This window comes from Chitinilyticum piscinae (genome assembly GCF_015223195.1).
Classification (GTDB): domain Bacteria; phylum Pseudomonadota; class Gammaproteobacteria; order Burkholderiales; family Chitinibacteraceae; genus Chitinilyticum; species Chitinilyticum piscinae.
This window is the reverse complement of sequence record NZ_JADFUA010000010.1, coordinates 39,722-61,343: the sequence shown is the minus strand read 5'-3', so window position 1 is coordinate 61,343 and position 21,622 is coordinate 39,722. Positions and strand designations below refer to the sequence as shown.

Below are 21,622 nucleotides of genomic sequence, written 5' to 3'. Positions count from 1 at the left end.
TGACTTTGTAAATATCCATCCATGAGTATCTTGTGAGTGGCTCCCGTTTCGGCAAGGTCATGTGCTTGCCCGCGTGAGTTCTGGGTCTTTCTGGGCGAGCCGTGAATGAAAAAACCCTCCCGTTTCCGGGAGGGTTTGCATTGGTCTTGCAGTGGGAGTTGGTTACTGCTTGACCTTGCCCATTTCGGTCATCAGCTCGCCAGTGGTGGTGTCGCCGCTGAGTTCCCAGCTCATCACCCCGGCCATGCCGTTGTCCTTCACATACTTCACCTTGGTCGCGATGGTTTGCGGGGTGTCGTAAGTCCAGAAGGTGCTGCCGTCATACTTGTAGGACTGGCCGCCCTGGTAGTAAACAGTACCGGCGCGGTTTTTGATGACCTTGTAGTCTTCGATGCCCTTCTCGTAGGAGCCTGTTGCCGCATCGGTGGCTACCTGGTACAGACCGTTGTTGGCATTGGCAACGCCAGTCCAGCCGCGGCCGTAGAACGGAATGCCGACTACCATCTTGTTCTTCGGTACGCCAGCAGCTACCAGAGCCTTCACGGCACCATCAGTGCTGACATAACCTGCCTTGCCGTAACGCGGGCTGGCCGGATCGTCATACAGATTGGCCTGGTGATCGGTCGGGCCCTTGGCATCCCAGCCGCCTTGATAGTCGTAGGACATCAGGTTCAGCCAGTTCAGCGTCTTGATGTAGGCGGCCGGGTCGGTCGCGGCGATCTTGTCGTAGCCGACACCAATGGCTTCGGTCAGCAGGTAGGGCTTGCCGGTCGAGGCGGAGAGCGCGTCGAGCTGCTTGCGGAATTCCTGCATCAGCGCAACGTGGTTGGCCTTGTCGTTGACCGGATCAACGGTGTTGTAGCCGATACCCTGAACGCCTACGAATTCCCAGTCGATGTCGATACCGTCGAAGATGCCGGCAGCAGCGCCAGCGCCACCGCGGCCATCGATCACCGGCAGGTTACCCTTGATGTAGGTGTCGATACACGAAGCCACCAGTTGCTTGCGCAGTGCGTCGGTTGCCGACGCCGCCGAGAAGTACTTGGACCACGACCAGCCGCCGAGCGAGATAAAGACCTTGATATTCGGATACTTGGCCTTCAGCGCCTTCAGTTCGCGGAAGTTGCCGGCCAGCTTGTCGTCCCACTTGATGGTGTCGGACGGATCAACGCGGCGCTTGGCCGTCAGACCGAAGTCAGCCCAGGCGTCACCACCGGTGCCATCGCCGCTTTCGGCCTTGTTCACGATGCCGCATTCATAACCACCGTTCTTGGCGTAGATGTTGCCGAAGGCGTAGTTGATGAAGGTGAGCTTGTCGGCAGAGCCGCTGCTGACGATGTCGGCTACCTGGTAGTCACGGCCGTAAACACCCCACTGGGCAAAGTAGGAGCCGACTTGCTTGGAAGTCGGGGCTGCTGCGGAATCGCCAGTTACCGGAGTCGGGGTCGGAGTAGCAGTCGGAGTCGGGGGGGCAGTCGGCGTCGGAGTAGCAGTCGGCGTCGGAGTAGCAGTCGGCGTCGGAGTAGCAGTCGGCGTCGGAGTAGCAGTCGGCGTCGGAGTGCCGCAAACATTCGGGTTGAACTGTTGCAGATACTTGCAATCGTCAATGGGGGTGGGGGCGATTGTCGGGGTGCCGCCGCAGGCACCTAGATCTTTCCATACGCCCCATTCGCCAGATTTGCTTGGATCGTCACCTTGAGTCCACCATTTGGCCTGATAGTTGCGGCCGTTGAAGGTGACTTGGGCGCCTCCTGCATAGGCGGTCGCACTGTTCCAGCCCTGATAGCAACCGGTGCTTGGAGTTGGGGTCGCAGTCGGTGTCGGGGTGGCTGTCGGAGTCGGTGTAGCGGTCGGGGTCGGGGTAGCGGTCGGAGTCGGGGTGGCTGTCGAAGTGCCAACCGATTTCCACAGCGTCGGCGAGTCTTTCGGATTCCAGCCGGTGCCGACATAGGCGGTGTGAGTCACCAGAGCCTGATAGTCGGTACCCAGATAGGTCACGTAAGTGCCTGCGTTATAGGTATTGCCTTCGACCCATTGCGGATAGGCATGTGCGTAGGAAACAAGCATGGCTGCCGGCAGTGCAGCCAGACGGAACATCTTCATCATCGTTGAATATCCTCTCATCCTGTTAGGAAACAAGCCCCACCTTTGAGGGAGGCTCGCTCACACCGCTAGTGTTCGCCAACGGTGTGTTGCCGATGAAGTGGCCATGAACGAATGGTTGTCTTGCTTTGTTATTTATCGGGCCGTGTGTGCAATGGGTAATTGCGCATTCATTGTTGTTGTGGCTGCAGTCAGGCCGTTTCGTTTCACGTTTGTCACTCATGACCCCGTCAATTTTTCATGCGTAAGGATTGCTGTCAATCTCGGGGGAACTGGTTTTGTAGTGCTTTCGGCCTAAGGTAGAGACCTGACCCCGGTTTGCGCTGGCGGTCGCGGCGCGACATCTTTAATTCTTGCTGTTGGCATCAGGAAAGTGGTTTTTGGTGTGTTTGGGTTGCTCCGAGTGGGGATCAGTTTTTGCAGCTATCTGGCTGATTGCGCCTTGTACGCTTGAGCACTGGGGTGTTTGTTCTTGTTAGAGGTAGTAAAGCTGAATTCTGAAAATACCATTCAATGGTCGGGCCGCTATGTACGCTTGTAGTCGATTTTTCCGGACTACCGTTTGTCAGGAAGTGCAACCGCTGTGCAACACAGCTCACATGAGCATGGACTTGTGGCTCTTGCAGTGAGGTGTAGTCTCGCTGGCGCCCCGCGCTGCGAATATTGAAATATGAAATTGCTTGACGAATTGCGATAGTCTTTGTCAATTAATGGAATTGGAATTGTTCCTTAGCCAAGCATTCTTTGACTGGCTACGCTGCTTGGGTATCCACTTGATTACTTGGCCAAGGAGACTGCCATGAGCAACGCAAGCAAATGCCCCTTCCACACCGCCCTGCATGCTCGAACGACCCTGGGCGCACAATCCAACCGGGACTGGTGGCCCAAGCAGCTGAACCTGAATATCCTGCACCAGCATGCTCCGGCATCCAGCCCGATGGATGCCGATTTCAACTATGCCGAAGCGTTCAAGCAGCTCGACTACGCCGCGCTGAAGGCCGACCTGAACGCGCTGATGACCGATTCGCAGGACTGGTGGCCGGCCGACTGGGGCCACTACGGCGGTCTTTTCATCCGCATGGCCTGGCATAGTGCCGGCACCTACCGCACTGCGGACGGCCGTGGCGGCGCCGGTACCGGCAACCAGCGCTTCGCTCCGGTGAACAGCTGGCCGGACAACGGCAATCTCGACAAGGCGCGGCGGCTGTTGTGGCCGATCAAGCAGAAATACGGCAACGCGATTTCCTGGGCCGATCTGATGATTCTGGCCGGCAATGTCGCGCTCGAGTCGATGGGGTTCAAGACCTTCGGCTTCGGTGGTGGCCGGGCCGATATCTGGCAACCGGAAGAAGACATCTACTGGGGTGCGGAAAAGGAATGGCTGGCGACCAGTGACAAGGAAAACAGCCGCTACAGCGGTGAGGGTCAGCTCGAAAACCCGCTCGCCGCCGTGCAGATGGGGCTGATTTACGTGAACCCGGAAGGCCCGGACGGCAACCCGGATCCGGTGGCTTCCGGCCGTGACGTGCGCGAAACCTTCGCCCGCATGGCAATGAACGACGAAGAAACGGTCGCGCTGGTCGCCGGCGGGCATACGTTTGGCAAGGCGCACGGCGCGGGGGATCCGGCACTTGTCGGTCCCGAGCCGGAGGCCGCCCCGCTCGAAGCCCAGGGCCTGGGCTGGATCAACCGCTTTGGCACGGGCAAGGGGGGCGATACCACCACCAGCGGCATCGAAGGAGCATGGAAACCCAACCCGACGACCTGGGATAACGGCTATTTCGACATGCTGTTCGGCTATGAATGGGAGCTGACCCGCAGCCCTGCCGGTGCGAAGCAGTGGGTGGCCAAGAACTGCAAGCCCGAGCATTTGATTCCGGATGCGCACGATCCGGCGAAAAAACACCCGCCGATGATGACTACCGCCGACCTCAGCCTGCGCTTCGATCCGATTTACGAGCCGATTGCACGGCGCTTCCACCAGGATCCGGTGGTCTTTGCCGACGCCTTTGCCCGTGCCTGGTTCAAGCTCACGCACCGCGACATGGGCCCGAAGGCACTCTACCTCGGCCCGGAAGTGCCCGCGGAAGACCTGATCTGGCAGGACCCGGTCCCGGCAGTCGATCACCCGCTGATCGACGCCGCCGATATTGCTGCCCTCAAGGAAAAAGTGCTGGCGTCAGGCCTGTTGGTGGCCGAACTCGTCTCGACCGCGTGGGCGTCGGCATCGACCTTCCGTGGTTCGGACAAGCGTGGCGGCGCCAACGGTGCACGCATCCGCCTTGCGCCGCAGAAAGACTGGGAAGTGAACCAGCCCGCGCAGCTCGCTCGCGTGCTTGGCGTGCTGGAAGGCATCCAGAGTGCATTCAATGGCGCGCAGGGTGGGGGCAAGAAGGTCTCGCTCGCTGACCTGATCGTGTTGGCAGGCTGCGCGGCAGTCGAGTTTGCGGCGAAAAAGGCTGGACACGATCTCATCGTGCCATTCGCGCCGGGGCGCACCGACGCCACGCAGGAGCAAACCGACGCGGCTTCATTCGCACCGCTCGAGCCGCAGGCCGATGGCTTTCGCAATTTCCAGAAGCAGGCCTATCGTGTCCCTGCCGAGGAGTTGCTGATCGACAAGGCGCAACTGCTGAATCTGTCCGCTCCCGAACTGACTGTTCTGGTTGGTGGTCTGCGGGTGCTGGGCGTCAATGCAGGCGGTTTGCCTCATGGCGTATTCACCGACCGTCCGCAGGAGCTGAGTAATGACTTCTTCGTGAATCTGCTCGACATGGGGATTGTCTGGCAGGCCGTGGACGACAGTGCGGCCATTTTCGAAGGGCGTGATCGGAAGACGGGGGGTGTCAAATGGACGGGAACACGCGTCGACCTGGTCTTCGGCTCGAATTCACAACTGCGCGCACTGGCCGAGGTCTACGCGCAGGCTGGAGCAGAGAGCAAGTTTGTCCGCGATTTTGTTAGCACGTGGAGCAAGGTGATGAATCTCGATCGCTTCGATCTGCAGTGAGTTCGATGGCATCCCTGTAAAATCCGCCACCTTTTCAGGTGGCGGATTTTCATTCGACCGTGACGCTTTTGGCGAGGTTGCGCGGTTTGTCGACATCCGTGCCTTTGCGGCAGGCCGTGTGATAGGCCAGCAACTGTAACGGAATGGTCATCAGGATGGGAGCAAGCTCGCCGCAGGCGGGCAGCTCAAGACTGCGGTGGGCAAACGGGGCCTGGGCTGCACAACCGGCTTCCCCGAGCAGATAGATTTGGCCGCCCCGAGCCTCAACCTCACGCAAATTACTCAGCACCTTGTCGGCAAGGCGGTCATTGCGCATGCAGACGATCACCGGCATGTGTTCATCCACCAGGGCAAGTGGCCCGTGTTTCAGCTCCCCTGCGGCGTAGCCTTCGGCATGGATGTAGGCAATTTCCTTGAGCTTGAGCGCGCCTTCCAGTGCGATCGGATATAGCTGGTGCCGTCCCAGAAAGAGGGCATTCCCGGCATGGCTGAGTTCATGCGCCCACTGCGCCAGTTCTTGCTCCATGGCTAGGGTATCTGCGCAAAGCTTCGGTAGGACCAGAGCCTGGTGGCGATACTCTGCCATCTTCTCTGGGGGGGCGCTCAGCTGCTGTTGTGCCAGCGTTGCGGCGAGTGTAAAGAGCAACCCCAGCTGGGTGGTGAAGGCCTTGGTCGAGGCAACGCCGATTTCAATGCCGGCGTAGGTGAGCGCCACCAGTTCGGCTTCGCGGGTTAGTGAGGAGTGCGGCACGTTGCAGATGGCCAATACGGCAACATTGCCGCGTTCGCGTGATGCCCTGACTGCGGCCAGCAGATCGGCCGTTTCACCAGATTGCGAGATGGCGACGATCAGGGTATTGGCTGGTTCGCGGGCCAGGCGATAGCGGTATTCACTGGCGATGTCGACGCTGACTGGCAATTCGGTCATTTCTTCGATCCAGTATTTGGCAACCAGTCCGGCGTGATAGCTCGAACCGCAGGCCAGAATGCGGATGTGCGTAACCGACGCGAATATCGCTTCGGCCTGCGGGCCGAATAGTCCGGGCTGGAAGCCCAGCTGCAGCGCCCGCTCAAGCGTGCTGGCCAGTGCCGCTGGCTGCTCTGCAATTTCTTTCTGCATGTAATGGCGGTAATGGCCCAATTCGGTCGACTCAGGGCTGATATCCAGTGTACGGCTGGGACGCTCGACAGGGTGGCCATCTCCATTGAAAACCCTTATGCCATCACGGTTCAGTACTGCGATATCGTTTTCCTCTAGGTAGCTGATTCGTTGGGTAAAGGGCAACAGGGCGGCGATATCCGAAGCGAAGAAATGCTCCTGAAAGCCGCTGCCCAGTACCAGTGGGCTACCGCGGCGCACGCAGATCAGCGTATCAGGGGCCTTGGAGCTGGCGATGCCCAGCGCGAAGGCACCTTCGAGCTGGCGCACGGTGGCGAAGACGGCCGCAAAGAGGTCGTGGCCGCGCTGCATTTCGGCGTCAATGAGGTGTGCGACGACCTCGGTGTCGGTTTGGGAGCTGAACTGGTAGCCTTCGGCCGTCAGCTGGGCTCTTAGAAGAGCGTGATTCTCGATGATGCCGTTATGTACGACCAGCACGCTGCTGCCGCCCAGATGCGGGTGGGCATTGGCTTCGCTGGGTTCACCGTGCGTGGCCCAGCGGGTATGGGCAATACCGATCTGGGCGCTGGCATCACGGCTGGCCTGCGCCAGTTCGGCTACCCGGCCCTTGACGCGGATACGCTTGAGGCCATGCTCGTCCAGCAGGCCGATCCCGCTTGAGTCATACCCACGGTATTCCAGCAGTTCCAGTCCGGTCAGTAGCATCGGTACGACATTCCGGTTGGACAGTACGCCAACAATTCCGCACATGACAGGGTATCTCCATTCTGGTGGTTATTCCTGATTTATACGTGCTCTTATGTTGCAGTGCGATAAATCATCCCCCCTAAGGCATTGCCCCACGCCACTCGACGGACGGTGATGGCGGATGAGCCTGCGCTTTCTAGATTGGTAATATCGGAATACAGGAGAGGATCATGTCGCTGCAGTTGCTCGGTATGGGAGTGATCGGTATTCGCCTGTTTGACCGTATTCTGACGGCGGAGGCGCGCCAGCCAGATGAGCTGGCGGATCAGATCGTTGCTGAAATTCATGACTATCTGCCTGTAGCTTCTCCACTGGAGAAGGAAATCCTGTTTTTGCTGGTACGCGATACCCACGACATCCTGAGTCGCTATTTCTGTTCGGTGGAGTCACTGGCTGTTCGGCGCCAGGTGGCATCGGTAATCGGTGAAATGGCCGTCAGGGCGCGACGGCTGGCCGGTCATCGCACCCACTAAGTACGGACCGTGTTGCGGCAAGTCTGCGCAAAAGGTTTTATTGCGGCATCAGTCAGCCGTTTCCGCTATGCTCGCGGGAAAGTTTTCCTCGGGATGAAAGCATGCGGATTAGAACGTCTGACCTCATCACACCGGCTCTGGGCCTGTGTGCGATTCTTGCCATCTTCATGATGGCCTGGCAGGTAATGCGTCCATTTATTGGCGCCATTATCTGGGCAGCCATTCTGGTACTGGTAACCTGGCGACCATTTGTTTTGCTGCGCGGGTACTGCCGTGGGAACGGATTGATTGCCGGTTTGCTGATGTTATTGGCGCTGTCCTGTTTGCTGCTGATGCCTCTGGTCATCGGTGGTAGCCAGTTTGTCGAGCAGGCCGGTGCGCTGGTGGTTCGCTTGCGGGATGCCTTCTCGCATGGCTGGCCTGAGCTCCCGAACTGGCTGGCTAATCTGCCGTGGGTCGGCCAGCCAATCCAGCGCCACTGGCAGTTGCTGGGGCAGGGCGATCCGGAGTTGATGGCCAAGGTGAAGGAGTACGCATCCCCTGTCGCGTCCTTTTTGCTGAGCCTGCTGGCTGCGCTGGGGCGTGGCGTGCTTGAACTGACACTCAGCCTGCTGATTGCGCTGGTTTTCTATCTTGAAGGCGAGCATGTCCTGCGGTGGTTGCGTGCGCTGATGGTCAAGATTGCAGGCACGCGTGGCGATGAGTTGCTGGGGATTGCCGGTTCATCGATTCGCGGTGTGGTGAATGGCTTTGTCGGTACCGCGCTGGTACAGGGGGCGCTAGCCTATGTTGGCTATCTGATCGCCGGGGTGCCCAATGCGGCCACATTCGGCTTTGCCAGCTGCTTCCTGTCTGTTTTGCCAGGTGGACCCTCCTTGCTGGGGTTACCGGTGGCAGCATGGATGTACCACAATGGTTCCAGTGGCTGGGCCATCTTTATCGCGGTCTGGATGGTGGGGCTCGTTGGCAGTGCCGACAATGTGGTCAAGCCATTGCTGATTGGCAAAAACAGCGATCTGCCGTTTGTGCTGATCATGTTCGGTGTCCTGGGGGGCGCAGCATCGATGGGCGTGCTCGGGGTCTTTCTGGGGCCAACCATGCTGGCGGTGTTCTATGCGCTAACCAAGGGCTGGTTGTTCGACGGGATTACAGACCCGATCCCGGCTGGCGCGACCATGCTGAAGGTCCCCGAGGCTGGTGACGAGGCGGAAAAGTAAACCTCAGGGGCAAAAAACCCCGGCAAGCCGGGGTTTTTTGTTGTGTGATAAATCAGATCTTAAAGCGTTTCACCAGAGTTTCCAGTTGCTCGGATACTCCCTTGATCGAGCGTGCCGCACTGACGGTTCCCTGTGCCGCTGCCAGCGTGCCGCTGGAGGAGCGGGCTACCTCGTCGACATCATTGCGGATGGTGTGAGCCGCTTCCACCTGGGCGCTCAATGCCTGCCCGATTTCCCCGACGACGTGTGCGGTTGCTTCCGTTTCATGGCGGATGGCCTTCACGGCCTCGCCCCCTTCCTTGGCTTGGCGAATGGCTTCTTTCAGCTGGGTCACCATTTCATCCATGCGTGATTTGGCATTCTGGCTGCTGTTCTGCACGGCATTGATGGTCTGGCCGATTTCCTGGGTGGCAGTACTGGTGCGCTCGGCCAGTTTGCGAACTTCGTCGGCCACCACCGCAAAGCCGCGTCCCTGTTCACCGGCGCGGGCTGCTTCGATGGCGGCATTGAGTGCCAGCAGATTGGTCTGGTCAGCAACATCGCGGATCACGGCAATGACCGCAGAAATACTGGTGACACGCTGAGCCAGTTCATCGATGCCGTTCTGCGTTTCGCCGACAGCCTGTTCTGTTTCGGTTAGCCGTTTCACAGCAGACGTAATGACGGTCTGTCCTTGGGCAGAAATGCCGGTGGCCGACTCGCTCTGCGAGCGGGCGGTCTGAGCCTGTTCGGCCCCCATCTGGGTCTGCTCGGCAAAATGTTCGGCAGTCCGGGCAATCCGGTTGGCTGCGTCGCTTTGTGCTTCGATCAGATGGTTGCTGCTCTGTGCGCTGTTGACAATGTCATTGCTGGTGTTGTGCAGCGTTTGTACCGCACTGGCCAACTGTGTGAGTACGGTGCGCAGTGATTCGCGCATTCGCAGTACCGAGCCATAGATGCTGTTCGGATCGCCGCTCTTGAGCGCTTCCGTAGTTTGCAGATTGCCGTCCGCAACTTGCAGAACCAGTCTGCGCACTTCATCCGGTTCGCCGCCCAGATTTTTCAGAATGCTATGCACCGCACCAACCAGCAGTACACCGACCACTGCCGCTACGGCCAGGCAGATCAGTACCTGCCAGCGCGCATTGCTCCAGAAGCGGGCATCGGCTTCGGCCATGCTGATGCCATTGCCGACAATCCAGCCCCAGCGCGGCGTCTTCTGGGCGACGGAAAGCAGATCGACGACCTGACCATCACGCTTGGAGTTCCATTCGTACTCGGTCATGGCTCCGCCCGACTTTTTCAGTGCCTCCAAAGCAATGGCGCCCACGCTTTTGCCTTGTGCATCCTTGAAGTCATTGAAGGACGTGCCGTGCAGCTGGGGATCCAGCGGTGTTGCGACAAAGTTCAGTTTATCGTCCACCACATAAACGTATTCGCTCTTGTGGTACTTGTTTTCCCGCAGAATCTGGGTTGCGATGGCCTTGGCCTGGTCTTCTGGCAACTTGCCAGCCGCGGCCATTTCTTCCAGCTGGACAATGCCCAGATAGGTACTGCTCATCAGCTGCTTGATGCGGGCGCGATTATCCTGATCGCTGGCGTCACGCATGACCCACAGCCCGATCAGCATTACCCCAATCAATGCCAAGAACACCAGGCCGGTGAGTGCCCACGCTTTCTGACGTAACGTCATGTCCTGCTCCTTCCGAAATATTGCGGCGATTGCTGTTTCAGCATAGCTGCAATTTCGGCCAATTCATCCCCGGCTTTAGGAAGAGGGGCAGGTTGTGCGTGGCGCCAGATGAATCCGGTTGCAATTTTTATCCTACGGGTATGCTCGTAGGTGTCTTGTATAGTAGTGGCTGGGTCAGGATACCCTCGGTACTGATGAATCCTTGCGCCAGCGGCGCAGCAGCCAGCAGCCAAGATCATCCAGGTAGGTGAACACGACCGGTACGACCACCAGCGTCAGCAGTGTCGAGGTGATCAGGCCGCCGATAATGGCATGAGCCATCGGCGCCCGTGCTTCGGCACCTTCACCAATCGCCAGTGCGAGTGGCAACATGCCGACTACCATTGCCGCCGTGGTCATCAGGATCGGGCGCAAACGTACCCGGCCGGCCTCGGCAATCGCGGCTGCGCGCTGGTAGCCTTGCTGGCGCAGGTGGTTTACGAAATCGACCAGCAGAATGGCATTTTTGGTGACCAGCCCCATCAGCATGATGATGCCGATGACCGAAAAGATGTTCATCGTACTGCGCCACAGCAGCAATGCCAGCAGCACGCCTATGATCGACAGGGGTAGCGAGGTCATGATGGCCAGGGGTTGCAGGAAGCTGCCGAATTGGGAGGCCAGAATCATGTAAATGAAGATCACGCCCAGCGCCAATGCGGCAACTGCGTAGCTGGCGGATTCGGCCATGTCCTTGGCATCGCCCTGTTCGTCGAAACGATAGCCCGGAGGCAGCTTGAAGCTATTTTTCAGCTTCTGGATGTCCGCCTGGATTTCACCGGTCGTCCGGCCGCTCGCGTTGGCGGTGATCCACACTTCGCGCTGCATGGCACGGCGGTTCACCTGCACCGGGCTCACATTGCTTTTCAGCTCGGCCACGCTGGAGAGGGGAACGAGCACGGGCTTGCCGTTCGCATCCGTGCGGGAGGAAGGCAGATAGATGCTTTCCAGCTGATTTCCGGTCTGGCGGGCGTCGGCAGGCAGGCGCACGATCACGTCGTAGTTTTCGCCATCCGGCGCTTGCCAGGTCGTCGCCTTTTCCCCGGCGACCAGTGGGCGCAGGGCGTTACCGATGCTGGTGAGAGAGAGGCCAAGATCTGCCGCGAGCGGACGATCGATCTCGACATTGAGCGCAGGCTTGCCTGGCTTCTGGGTTGACTCCACATCGACGACGCCGGGAATCCTGGCCAGCTTGTCTGCAAAATCCAGACTCAGTCGTTCCAGCTCTTTCAGATCGCTGCCCTGCAGCGAGATCGCGATCGGTTTCTGGTCCGGCCCACCACCTCCCAGGCTGCTGATATCACTGATGGTGACGCCGGCAATCCGGGAAAGCCGTTCACGCAGAAGTGGAATCAGTTCGGCTTGCGACCGCTCACGTTCCTTGCGGGGCTTCAGGATCAGTGTCAAGCGTCCGTCGTGTTTGCTGCCGCCTTCACCAGCATTCAGGGTGGCATAAGTCTGGATCACTTCCGGAAACTCGCGCATGGCCGCGTCAATCTGGCGGGTTTTCTCGGCGGTGTAATCCAGTGCCGAGCCCACGGGCACGCTGTAGTTGATGGCCAGCCGAGAGAGATCGGATTTCGGAACGAATTCGCTGCCGATGAAGCGCGCCAGCATGAAGGCGGCGACCAGGCTGCCCAGCCCGATGGCCAGCACACTCTTGCGGTGCGCCAGACTCCAGGCAATGACCCTGCTGTACAGTTTCCCGGCCTTGTCCATGCCGTCCTCGAACCAGTCCAGCAGGCGCCCCAGTGGCCTCTTACCGCCGTGCACATGCGGGTCAGGCCAGACCGAGGAGAGCATCGGATCCAGCGTGAACGAGACGAACATCGAAATCAGCACGGCGGCACATACGGTCAGGCCGAACTGGTGGAAAAACTGGCCGATGATCCCGCCCATAAAGCCGACCGGCAGGAAGACGGCAACGATGGTCGAGGTGGTGGCCAGCACGGCCAGGCCGATCTCGCGGGTGCCGTCCAGGGCCGCCTGAAAGTGGCTTTTACCCATCGCGGCGTGCCGGACAATGTTCTCGCGCACCACGATGGCATCGTCGATCAGCAGCCCCACGCACAGCGACAGCGCCATCATCGTCATCACATTGATGGTGAAACCGGCCAGGCTAAGCACCCAGAAGGCACCGATCAGCGCAACGGGCAGCGTCAGTCCGGTAATCACCGTCGAACGCCACGAGCCAAGGAACAGAAATACGATCAGCACGGTCAGCGCGGCCCCTTCCAGCATGGTCGTGCGGACGTCTTTCAGCGAATTGCGGATACCGGTAGAGGTGTCGTTCAATACCGTGATCCTGATTCCTTCGGTGGCAAGCGCATTGTTGAGTTCGTCGGTCATGGCTCGCACGTCATCGCTCACCTGCACCGTATTCGCGCCGTCAATTTTCACGATATCCAGCGAGAGTGCCGGCTTGCCGTTCACCAGTGCCAGCGATTCCTGTTCGGCCTGCCCGTCACGTACGCTGGCGACATCGCGCAGGTACACCGGGCTGCCCTGACGCTGAGCGACGACCAGATTGCCAAAGTCCGTGGGAGTTTTAAGCCGGCCGCGGATCTGAACCAGTCGCTCCTGTTGCTGGTATTCCAGCGTGCCGACTGGCAGCTCGGCATTTTCCAGCTTGATGGTGTTGATGATGTCGGTGGCCGTGAGCTGGCGCGCGGCCAGTTCGGCTGGCTTGAGCTGCACTTCCACCGCCCGGCTGCGACCGCCGATGAGCTCGACCCGCCCGACGCCGCGGACTGTTTCATAGCGCTTCTTGATCAGCTGTTCGCTGCGGGTTGTCAACTCGCGCGCCCCCAGCCGGTCACTGCTGATGGCCAGCGACACGATCGGCCGCGCAGTCGGGTCATAGCGCTGAATGACGGGTGTTTCGACTTCGCGGCGTAGCAGCGGCGTTACGCCGGCCATTTTCTCGCGTACATCCTGCACGGCCTTGGTCGGGTCAACGCTCAGATCGAATTCGGCGATGACCACCGATACGCCTTCATAGCTGTGCGAATACAGCTGCGTGAGGCCTCCTACGGTGTTCATGGCTTCTTCGACCTTGCGGGTGACTTCGGACTCCACAACCTCCGGCCCGGCCCCCGGATAACTGGTCTGCACGAATACCACCGGGAATTTCACATCGGGAAATTCTTCAACCGGCAGACGCTGCAGGGAAAACAGCCCCAGCACGAACAGCGACAGCATCATCATGGTCGCAAACACCGGGTTTTTCAGGCTGACTTCGGTAAACCACATGGCAAAGCTCCGGGTATATCCCGCTATGCATTACTAATAAATGCCTGTACGGCAATACGGCGTGATGTATTTAGTGCTCTTTGGGGAGGTGCACTGTCTGGCCATCGCCAAGTCCCGGCGGAGCAATACGCAGCACCAGTGCCCCTGCCGCCGGGCCGCTGGCAATGGCCACCATGCCGGTTGAGGGGTTGCTATCGATCACTTCGACCTTGCGGCGCATGACCTTGCCGTTTTCCACGGCGTAGACGACGGTCGCGCCCTGCTCGTCGCGCACTGCGGCCTGCGGCACGCTGAGCGCATCGGCGGTGGCAGCCAGATCGAGCTGTGCCTGCGCGTACATGCCACCCTTGAGCGGGCCGTTGCGGTTGTCGACGCGCACATAGACCGGCACGCTGCGGCTGGCATCGGCCTGCGGCGCGATACGGGCGACTTTGCCGGTGAAAGACTGGGCAAAGCCTTCGACAGTGAAGCGTACGGTCTGGCCGGGCTGAATGGCGGCGAGCGCCCGTACCGGCACCTGTAGGGCCAGCTCCAGTTCATCAAGGTCGACCAGGCTGAAGAGGCGTGCATTCATCCCGACATGCTGGCCCGGATCGATGGCGCGTTCTGCCACGATGCCGGCAAAGGGCGCGCTCACGGTGGCATAGCCCAAGGCCTGTCGCGCTAGCTGCAGCTCGGCGATGCTGGCCTTGAGCTCGGTCTGCAAGACCGCCGACTGGCTCTGTGTCGCGTCGAACGCGTTCTGCGAGATGAAGCGCTGCTCCAGAAGCTGGCGGTTGCGCGCCTCGACCTTCTGCTGCTGCTGCAGCTGTTCGCGGCTTTTGGCCAGCAAGGCTTCCTGCACCGCGACCTTCTGCGCCAAGTCGCGCGTGGCAAAGCGCGCCAGCGGTTGCCCGGCCTTGACTGGCTCGCCGGCGCGTACCAGCACTTGCTCGATTTCCCCTTCGATTTGCGCATTGAGCACGGTCTGGCGTACGGCTTGCAGTTCGCCTGCCAGCGTCAGCGAGCGGGCAAACGGACCCCGAGTAACACGAGCGAGATCGGCGGCTGCCAGCTCCAGTGGCCGCACCACAGGTGCACTGGCCGTTGCGGTGCTGGTGGCCGGCTTCAGCAGCAGCCAGCTGCCGATGGCCAGCGTGAGCAGGCCGGCGCCAAAAAACCAGTAGGTGCGGGGGCGAAAGCGGGGAGTCATGCGTAATCCTGCAGGCTGGGACAAATCGGAATGCTGGCACGTTAATCGATTCCGTCTCTGGCTGCTGTACCGCTCTTGCTAACTTGCTGGTCCGGCTTGTCTGGGCTGTCGCATGCGCTTGATTCCCGTCAAGCGGATCGGGCAGCTCTGGCGCTACCTTGAGCTTTTGCTGATCGTCATACCGGAGGCTCCATGACCATTACTGCCGTATTGCAGCAACAGCATCGCGACTGCGACAGCCTGCTGGCCAGCGCGGAAGCTGCTGCCCGGCGCCGGGACTGGGCTGCCTGTGCCAGTGTGACGCAATCCTTTATCAGTGACACCGAGGCGCATTTCCGGCTGGAAGAGGAGTCGCTCTTTCCTGCTTTCGAGGCGGCGACCGGCATGAGCGGTGGCCCGACTCAGGTCATGCGCATGGAGCACGCCGAGGCACGCAGTCTGATGGCTGGGCTGGGCGAGGCGCTTGCTGCGCGGGATGCCGATGACTTTGCCGGCTGCTGTGAAACACTGCTGATCCTGCTGCAGCAGCACAATCTCAAGGAAGAGAACATCCTCTACCCGATGTGTGATCGCACCGTTCCGGATTGTCTGCAGGAGCTGCCATGAATGTCACCGACCTGTGCGGGCTTGCGCCTCCCGAACCGCTGGAACGGATTCTGGTCTGGCTGGATGCTGCCGAGCCCGATGAAGTCGCCACATTCCGCCTGCCGCATGTGCCATACCCCTTGTTCGATCATCTGACATTGCGGCCGTGCTGCTGGGATACCACCGAGCAGGCAGATGGGACGGCGCTGGTGCGGATTGTGCGGCAGTAGCGGATGATCAACCCCGAATTCAGCCTGCCACTGGCAGTGCCGCTGCGTTTTTTCCGTACTGCGCCACTGTGGCTGCTGCTGGCTGGCGTGCTGTTTCTGCTTGAGCCCTCAACGGTGTTGTCCAGCCGGCATGCCCCGGAAGCGCTGGCGCTGACCCATGCCCTGATGCTGGGTTTTGCCGGCAACATCATGTTGGGGGCGCTACTGCAGGTGGCCGCGGTGGTTGCCGGGGTGCGAGCGGCCAGAGCCGGGCTGGCGGGCTTGATGGTGTGGCTGGGGCTGCAGCTGGGCGTGGCCTTGCTGGTGGCGGGACTGTGGTTCATGCAGCCGTTGCTGCTGCAGGGGGCGGCACTGAGCCTGTCGCTGACGTTGCTGCCGCTGGCCGGCTGGCTTTTCGTGCGTCTGTGTCGCAGCCCTGCCTGTGATCCGACCAGCACCGGGCTGGCCTTCAGTGTGCTCGCGCTGGTGACAACAGTATTGTTGGGTAGTGCACTGGTCCTGGTTCTGACGCGCGGTGCCGCCTTGCCCTTTGCGGCGCTGCTGCGCCAGCATGTGCTGTGGGGGAGTGCGGGCTGGGCCGGCATGCTGCTGACCAGTGTGGCAGTGACGGTAGTACCGATGTTTCTGGTGACGCCGCCCTGGCCGGCGAAGCTGGTGCGACTGCTGGTTCCCGGCACATTTTTGCTGCTGCTGGCGATGCTGTGCTGGCCGGTCTTGATGCCGTTGCTGGTTTTGCCTGCTGCGGCGCTGGTGCTGCCACTGTGGCGCTTGTTGCAGCAGAGCAAGCGCTGCGTCGATCCGGCGCGCTGGCTGTGGGCCTGGGGGGGACTGAATCTGTTGCTGGTGTTCGGCCTGAGCCCCTGGCAGGCAGAGGACGGAATCCTTGATGCCGTGGTGCTTGGCGGGCAGTTCCTGCTGGGCGGACTATTGCCGATTTTTACCGCCATGCTGGGCAAGATCATTCCGTTTCTGCTGTGGCTGGATTACCGTCGTCAGCGTCCTCTGGCCGGGCCGCTGCGCCATATGGGGCAGCTGTTTCCCGAACGCTGGCTGAAGTACCTGGGCTGGCTGGCGCTGGTTGCCGGCCTGTGCTGGCCCTGGGGGGGCGTTGCCGCGACCGCGGCTGGGGGCGTGCTGCTCGTATATGCACTCCTGCTGCTGGGCATGCTCCGGCAGGCCTGCTGCAAGGCCGTTGCGGCGCTGGTGGTCTAGGGTATTGCTATCTATTCCTTGTTTTTCATGGCTTATAAGGCAATACCTGCATGATGATCAGCCAGTGTTCGGCGAGCAGTAGTGCAAACAGCCAGCCAAGGTAGCGGATGGAAAAGCGAAAGAGCACGCGGGCATCGCTATCATCGCTGTGGCTGTAGAGGCGCCATGCCAGTTGCAGAAAACGTGCTCCAAGTAGTATGGCTCCTGCCAGATAGAGCCAATTGCCCAGCCCCAGCCCGAAGGGCATTGTGCTGATTGCCAGCAACAGCACGCTGTAGAGCAGGATACTGAGCCGGGTGAAGGCCGGGCCATGGGTCACGGGCAGCATCGGCAGGCCTGCACGCAGATAATCGTCGCGGCGATACAGCGCCAGCGCCCAGAAGTGCGGCGGCGTCCAGGCGTAGATGATCAGGAAAAGGCTCAGCGCCTCCGGGTCGAGGTGACCGGTGGCGGCGACCCAGCCCAGAAGCGGCGGCATGGCACCGGCTGCGCCGCCGATGACGATATTTTGCGGGCTGGCAGGTTTCAGCCAGCGGGTGTAGACGATGCTGTACGCTGCCGCAGTGGCCAGCGTAAGGGTCAGCAGCAGCCAACCGTGCAATGCCAGCAGCGCGCTGCCGGCCAGCAGACACAGCAATGCATAGCCGGCTGCACCAGCGGGGGCCAGTGAGCCGCGTACCAGCGGGCGCTGGCTGGTGCGCCGCATTTGCGCGTCGCGATCACGCTCGAACAGGCAGTTGGCCGCCGCCGCCGCCGTGGCCAGCAGCGCGATTCCGGCCAATGCCGGCAGCAGGCGGGTGGGGTGTGCCGGCAGTGGCGCCAGCAGCATGCCGGCCAGCGCGCAAAACACGATGAGCGCAACCACACGCGGCTTGCCGAGTTGCCAGTATTCAGCGAGGTGCAGCCGGGATGACAGGGCCAGCGAGCTCATGGAGGTTCTCCCGGATTGGGGCTGGCCGGGCGGCCAGCCAGACCGACAGTGCCAGCAGCAGTGCTGCCAGCCCGTTATGCAACACAGCCAGCAGCAGTGGTTGTGCCCACAGGGCGTTGAGGATGCCCAGCAGAACCTGCCCTGCCAGCAGTGCGACCAGCAACAGTGCCAGTTCTTGCCGCCTGGATTGCCACAGCCGCAGCCCCTGCCACAGTCCGCAGAGCAGCACCAGCAGCGCACCGGCGCGATGCAGTGTATGGATGGCGGCGAGCTGCTCCAGCCGGATGATGCTGCCGTCGGAATTCAGCCCCAGCGGTCGGGCCGGATCAAGTGCTTGCAGCAGGCCATTGCCATGCAGCAGTTCACCCTGGCAGAGCGGGAAATCGGCGCATGCCGGCCCGGCATAATTACTGGATACCCACCCCCCCAGCATGATTTGCAGCAAGACAGCTGCAACCAGCCATCCCGCGCTAACGGAGCCTGACGGGGAAGAGGGGAGTGTGTTGCTGCGTGCGCCCAGCCAGACCAGACTGGCCAGCAGCAGCATGCCACCCAGCAGGTGAGCCGTTACAACGGCAGGCATCAGTTTTTCCGTGACGGTCCACATCCCCAGCAACGCTTGTCCCAGAACAATGATGCAGGGCAACAGCAGCGGCAGGCGTGGCCAGCCGGTGCGCCAGCCGCCGAACACGACCACCAGCAACAGCAGGCCGAGGCTACCTGCAACATAGCGGTGCAGCATTTCCTTGAATGCCCGCGACGGATCAACAGCCTGCCCGAACTGCTGGCTGGCTGCGGCAATTTCGTGATGCTCATCGGGCAAATACAGATGCCCATAGCAGGTTGGCCAGTCCGGGCAGCCGAGCCCGGCATCGGACAGCCGCACAAAGGCACCCAGCATGATCAGCAGCCAGCACAGTGCAATCAGGCTGAGTAGCAGCCGTTTCATGGCCTCTCTCCGGTGATTGGGTTGTTGCGCAATACCTGGCCGATTTCGGCAAGAACAGCCTTGCGAAGCTGCGGGTCATCCAGCTGCTGCGCCGAGTAGAACAACACACTGTTTCCCCGCGGATCAACCAGCGTCAGTCCGGCCGGGCCATTATTCCGGCAGGCTGCTGCCGCCAGCACCGGCAGCGCGCGTTTTGCCCCGAGACTGCGCCCAATCCGCTGCGCTTGTTCCAGCCGCTGGGCGCTGACAGAACCTGCACTGCAGTCGGGTTCGACTTGCAGGCGCCAGTGCTGGTCAGCAGCGGCGACGGGCGCAATCTGCAATTGCCCGACCGTATGGCTGGCCGGACGCGGATTGTTCCGGTAATGCACATACAGCAACTGCGCTGCCAGTATCGGCAGGGCACTCAGCCCGAAGAGCAGTGTTAGCGTCATTTTCGGGTTCACCATGCCTCCTTGCGCAGCCGTAGCCATAGCGCCATGCCGCACGCACTCATGGCAAACCAGCTTAACGCATAGCCCCAGTGGCGCCAGGAGGGCAGCGGTTCGCGGCGCGGGCTGCTTTGCAGTGGTGCCGCCGGAAATGCCACGACCGCATAGCCGGCGGGCTCTGGCAATTTCGACCAGAGGGCAAAGCGCAGCGGGTCAAGATTCTGGAACACCCGCCCGCGAGGGGGGGATTCGGCCAGCTCCAGATAGCGCGGCCAAGGCTGCGTATGGACGGCCAGTGGCAATGGGGGTAGTGCTGGCGCGCGGCTGCCTTGCGGCAGCCAGCCGAGATTGACGAGCAGCAGCAGGCCATCTTCCAGTTGCAGCGGGCAGACCAGCGAGTGGCCGGCGCGGCCTTGCCGCCATTGCGGTCCGACCTCGAGGCAGGATTCGCTGCGCCACTGGCCAGCCAGCAGCAGGCTGGCGGGTACGGGAGGGGCGCCGTGCCGCCAGTGAGCTGGGGGCGCGGGTGTCGCGCGCTCCTGCGCGATTCGCACCAGAGCCCGTTGGGTTTGCCAGCCCCCCAGGAGCAGCGTGAACACAATCAGTGCTGCCATGCAAAGCAGGGCCGCTTGGCGCCGTGGCCGGACAGGACTAGCATGGGAGGCAGGAGGTGCCGTCATGAAAGTGTTGCTGCTGCTTATTCTGCTGCTCATCATCGCCTTGCTCGCGCGTGGTTTTGTCCAGCTGATCCGCGGGAATGCACAGCCGCAGGCTTTGGCGCGCACGCTGACTTGGCGTGTATTGCTGTCGCTGGGGCTGTTTGCCCTGATTCTGCTGGCCTCCAGGCTGGGCTGGCTGGCCGGGGGCTGACGCTGCTTGCAGTCATAGCCAGTACACCGTCACAAACAGCAGCAGCCAGACCACATCGACGAAGTGCCAGTACCAGGCTGCGGCTTCAAAGGCAAAGTGATGGCGCTCGTCAAAGTCGCCCCGCGCACTGCGGGCCAGGATCACACACAGCAGCAATGATCCCACCAGCACGTGCAGGCCGTGAAAGCCGGTCAGCAGGTAAAAGGTCGCGCCGTAGGCACCGGAAGCCAGTGTGAGATTCAGTTCGGCAAACCCGTGGTGGTATTCGGCGGCCTGCAGCGCCAGGAAAAGCGCGGCGAGATATACGGTAATGACCAGCCCGCTGATGAGTTGCAGTCGCTGCCCCTTGAGTAGCGCCCAGTGTGCCCAGGTCAGCGTCGCGCCCGAGCTGAGCAGGATGGCGGTATTGATCGACGGAATACCGTGAGCGCCCATTGGTGTATAGCTGGCTACCGAGGGGCCGGTCTGTTGTGGCCACTCGGCGGAAAACCGTGGCCACAGCAAGTCATGGCTTAGCCCGCTTCCGCCGAGTTCCGGAACGGCGATGCTGCGGGTGTAGAACAACGCCCCGAAAAACGCGGCAAAGAACATCACTTCCGAGAAAATGAACCAGGCCATCCCCCAGCGGAACGACCAGCCCACTTGCGGGCCATAGGCATGGCTTTCGCTCTCGGCGATCACGTCGCCAAACCAGCCGAACAGCATCCACAGCAAGAGCCCGCCGCCGCTCGCCAGCAGTAGCCAGCCAGCGGGCACGGCGTTGATGGCGAGTGCCGCGCCCAGCCCCAGGCAGAACAGCGCAATCGCACCAACCGCTGGCCAGCGTGATGGTGCGGGAACGAAATAGTGTGCGTCGTGCAGACCTTTTTCGACATTCATGGCCGATCTCCTGTGGCGGGTGTCCCAGCCGGTCGGGATGACGCCTGTTCGTTGGCCAGCCAGCCAGCCAGCCAGCGTACGGCACAACCCAGCAGTACCAGCAGCAAGCATGCTGCCAGCAGCAACTGCCAGGGTTTGACGGCGCCGGAAGCCGCCCGGCGGCTCTGTACGCCAAACAGTGCCGCTAGTACCGTCTGCAGTGCCCGCATCATGTTGCTTCTCCCTGCAGGACGTATGACAGCGTTGCGGCCCCCAGTCCTTCGGGGAGTGGGCCGGCTTGCAGCAAGACGCTGACTTCGCGGGTCTCGCCTGCCGCCAGCGTCATGCCGTTAAAGCAGAAGCAATCGATCTTGTGCAGCACACCTGCAGCGCGTAGCGGCGCAAAACTCGGGATTGCCCGGATCGTGACCGGGTGCTTGCCGTAGTTTTCCAGCAGAAAGCGCCCCTGCAGCCGGCTGCCCGGGTGCATCACGGTTACGGGTGTCAGGGCGGTAAAACGGACGGGCAGGCCGGCGGCGACATTGGTGTCGAATTCAACGCGAAGCACCTCGCTGCTGCTGGCCAGTTCCGCGCGGGCACGATCCAGTCCGAGCACGCGGCACAGCCGGTCATACAGCGGCGCGAGCGCCAGCCCGAAGCCGGACATGATCAGTGCGGTCAGCCCCAGCTTCCAGGCTAGCCGGCGGTTACGCATTTGTAGCTCCGCGCCG

19 protein-coding genes are annotated in these 21,622 nt (G+C 61.2%); 7 read left to right on the top strand and 12 right to left on the bottom strand.

Translation table 11 applies throughout. From position 1 onward, the window contains the following. Window positions 1–162: 162 nt before the first annotated feature. Window positions 163–2,097, bottom strand: a complete 1,935-nt coding sequence (locus INR99_RS14330) for a glycosyl hydrolase family 18 protein (protein ID WP_228098345.1) — start codon at window positions 2,095–2,097, stop codon at window positions 163–165. A gap of 805 nt (window positions 2,098–2,902) precedes the next feature. On the opposite strand from INR99_RS14330, the gene katG reads away from it, so the two are divergent. Further along, window positions 2,903–5,113, top strand: a complete 2,211-nt coding sequence (katG, locus tag INR99_RS14325) for a catalase/peroxidase HPI (protein WP_194117055.1) — start codon at window positions 2,903–2,905, stop codon at window positions 5,111–5,113. A 49-nt stretch (window positions 5,114–5,162) separates the two neighbouring features. Here katG and glmS read toward each other — a convergent pair whose 3' ends face one another. Next, window positions 5,163–6,983, bottom strand: a complete 1,821-nt coding sequence (gene glmS, locus INR99_RS14320; RefSeq protein ID WP_194117054.1) for a glutamine--fructose-6-phosphate transaminase (isomerizing) — start codon at window positions 6,981–6,983, stop codon at window positions 5,163–5,165. Between the two features lie 167 nt (window positions 6,984–7,150). Between glmS and INR99_RS14315 the strand changes: the two genes are divergently transcribed. Next, complete coding sequence (locus INR99_RS14315; RefSeq protein ID WP_194117053.1) at window positions 7,151–7,453, top strand: hypothetical protein; 303 nt, start codon at window positions 7,151–7,153, stop codon at window positions 7,451–7,453. A 101-nt stretch (window positions 7,454–7,554) separates the two neighbouring features. Continuing rightward, complete coding sequence (locus INR99_RS14310; RefSeq protein ID WP_194117052.1) at window positions 7,555–8,670, top strand: AI-2E family transporter; 1,116 nt, start codon at window positions 7,555–7,557, stop codon at window positions 8,668–8,670. A 52-nt stretch (window positions 8,671–8,722) separates the two neighbouring features. Here INR99_RS14310 and INR99_RS14305 read toward each other — a convergent pair whose 3' ends face one another. The 3 genes from INR99_RS14305 to INR99_RS14295 all read right to left on the bottom strand — a co-directional run bounded on the left by INR99_RS14305 (window position 8,723) and on the right by INR99_RS14295 (window position 14,825). After that, entirely contained in the window at window positions 8,723–10,342 is a 1,620-nt protein-coding gene (locus INR99_RS14305) for a methyl-accepting chemotaxis protein (protein WP_194117051.1), read from the bottom strand. Between the two features lie 174 nt (window positions 10,343–10,516). Beyond that, window positions 10,517–13,633 (bottom strand): efflux RND transporter permease subunit, encoded by a 3,117-nt coding sequence (locus tag INR99_RS14300; RefSeq protein WP_194117050.1) that lies wholly within the window; start codon window positions 13,631–13,633, stop codon window positions 10,517–10,519. Between the two features lie 70 nt (window positions 13,634–13,703). Continuing rightward, window positions 13,704–14,825: an efflux RND transporter periplasmic adaptor subunit gene (locus INR99_RS14295; protein ID WP_194117049.1), complete on the bottom strand. Its 1,122-nt coding sequence runs from the start codon at window positions 14,823–14,825 to the stop codon at window positions 13,704–13,706. Between the two features lie 192 nt (window positions 14,826–15,017). Here INR99_RS14295 and INR99_RS14290 point away from each other — a divergent pair, with 192 nt between their 5' ends. Genes INR99_RS14290 through INR99_RS14280 form a run of 3 tightly spaced genes read left to right on the top strand, consistent with a single transcriptional unit; the run spans window position 15,018 to window position 16,852 of the window. Continuing rightward, complete coding sequence (locus tag INR99_RS14290) at window positions 15,018–15,431, top strand: hemerythrin domain-containing protein (RefSeq protein ID WP_194117048.1); 414 nt, start codon at window positions 15,018–15,020, stop codon at window positions 15,429–15,431. Then, the gene (locus INR99_RS14285) at window positions 15,428–15,640 is read left to right on the top strand and encodes a DUF2249 domain-containing protein (RefSeq protein WP_194117047.1); all 213 of its coding nucleotides are present in this window, start codon (window positions 15,428–15,430) and stop codon (window positions 15,638–15,640) included. The genes INR99_RS14290 and INR99_RS14285 overlap by 4 nt, the downstream gene beginning before the upstream one ends. A gap of 3 nt (window positions 15,641–15,643) precedes the next feature. Beyond that, window positions 15,644–16,852, top strand: a complete 1,209-nt coding sequence (locus INR99_RS14280; protein ID WP_194117046.1) for a hypothetical protein — start codon at window positions 15,644–15,646, stop codon at window positions 16,850–16,852. A gap of 25 nt (window positions 16,853–16,877) precedes the next feature. On the opposite strand, the gene cyoE is transcribed toward INR99_RS14280, so the two are convergent. The 4 genes from cyoE to INR99_RS14260 are packed head-to-tail and all read right to left on the bottom strand — an operon-like array spanning window position 16,878 to window position 19,777. Further along, window positions 16,878–17,783 (bottom strand): heme o synthase, encoded by a 906-nt coding sequence (gene cyoE, locus INR99_RS14275; protein ID WP_194117045.1) that lies wholly within the window; start codon window positions 17,781–17,783, stop codon window positions 16,878–16,880. Further along, the gene (locus tag INR99_RS14270; protein WP_194117044.1) at window positions 17,743–18,732 is read right to left on the bottom strand and encodes a COX15/CtaA family protein; all 990 of its coding nucleotides are present in this window, start codon (window positions 18,730–18,732) and stop codon (window positions 17,743–17,745) included. The genes cyoE and INR99_RS14270 overlap by 41 nt, the downstream gene beginning before the upstream one ends. Beyond that, entirely contained in the window at window positions 18,729–19,181 is a 453-nt protein-coding gene (locus tag INR99_RS14265) for a hypothetical protein (protein ID WP_194117043.1), read from the bottom strand. The genes INR99_RS14270 and INR99_RS14265 overlap by 4 nt, the downstream gene beginning before the upstream one ends. Next, on the bottom strand, window positions 19,175–19,777 hold the full coding sequence (locus INR99_RS14260) for an SURF1 family cytochrome oxidase biogenesis protein (protein ID WP_194117042.1): 603 nt from the start codon (window positions 19,775–19,777) through the stop codon (window positions 19,175–19,177). The genes INR99_RS14265 and INR99_RS14260 overlap by 7 nt, the downstream gene beginning before the upstream one ends. A gap of 64 nt (window positions 19,778–19,841) precedes the next feature. On the opposite strand from INR99_RS14260, the gene INR99_RS14255 reads away from it, so the two are divergent. Further along, window positions 19,842–20,033, top strand: coding sequence for a DUF2909 family protein (locus INR99_RS14255; RefSeq protein WP_194117041.1), 192 nt, complete (start codon window positions 19,842–19,844; stop codon window positions 20,031–20,033). Between the two features lie 12 nt (window positions 20,034–20,045). On the opposite strand, the gene INR99_RS14250 is transcribed toward INR99_RS14255, so the two are convergent. Genes INR99_RS14250 through INR99_RS14240 form a run of 3 tightly spaced genes read right to left on the bottom strand, consistent with a single transcriptional unit; the run spans window position 20,046 to window position 21,606 of the window. Continuing rightward, a complete protein-coding gene (locus INR99_RS14250; protein WP_194117040.1) occupies window positions 20,046–20,912 on the bottom strand; it encodes a cytochrome c oxidase subunit 3 in 867 nt (288 codons plus the stop codon). Beyond that, window positions 20,909–21,124 (bottom strand): DUF2970 domain-containing protein, encoded by a 216-nt coding sequence (locus INR99_RS14245; RefSeq protein ID WP_194117039.1) that lies wholly within the window; start codon window positions 21,122–21,124, stop codon window positions 20,909–20,911. The genes INR99_RS14250 and INR99_RS14245 overlap by 4 nt, the downstream gene beginning before the upstream one ends. Beyond that, window positions 21,121–21,606, bottom strand: coding sequence for a cytochrome c oxidase assembly protein (locus INR99_RS14240; protein ID WP_194117038.1), 486 nt, complete (start codon window positions 21,604–21,606; stop codon window positions 21,121–21,123). The genes INR99_RS14245 and INR99_RS14240 overlap by 4 nt, the downstream gene beginning before the upstream one ends. Between the last annotated feature and the right edge of the window lie 16 nt (window positions 21,607–21,622).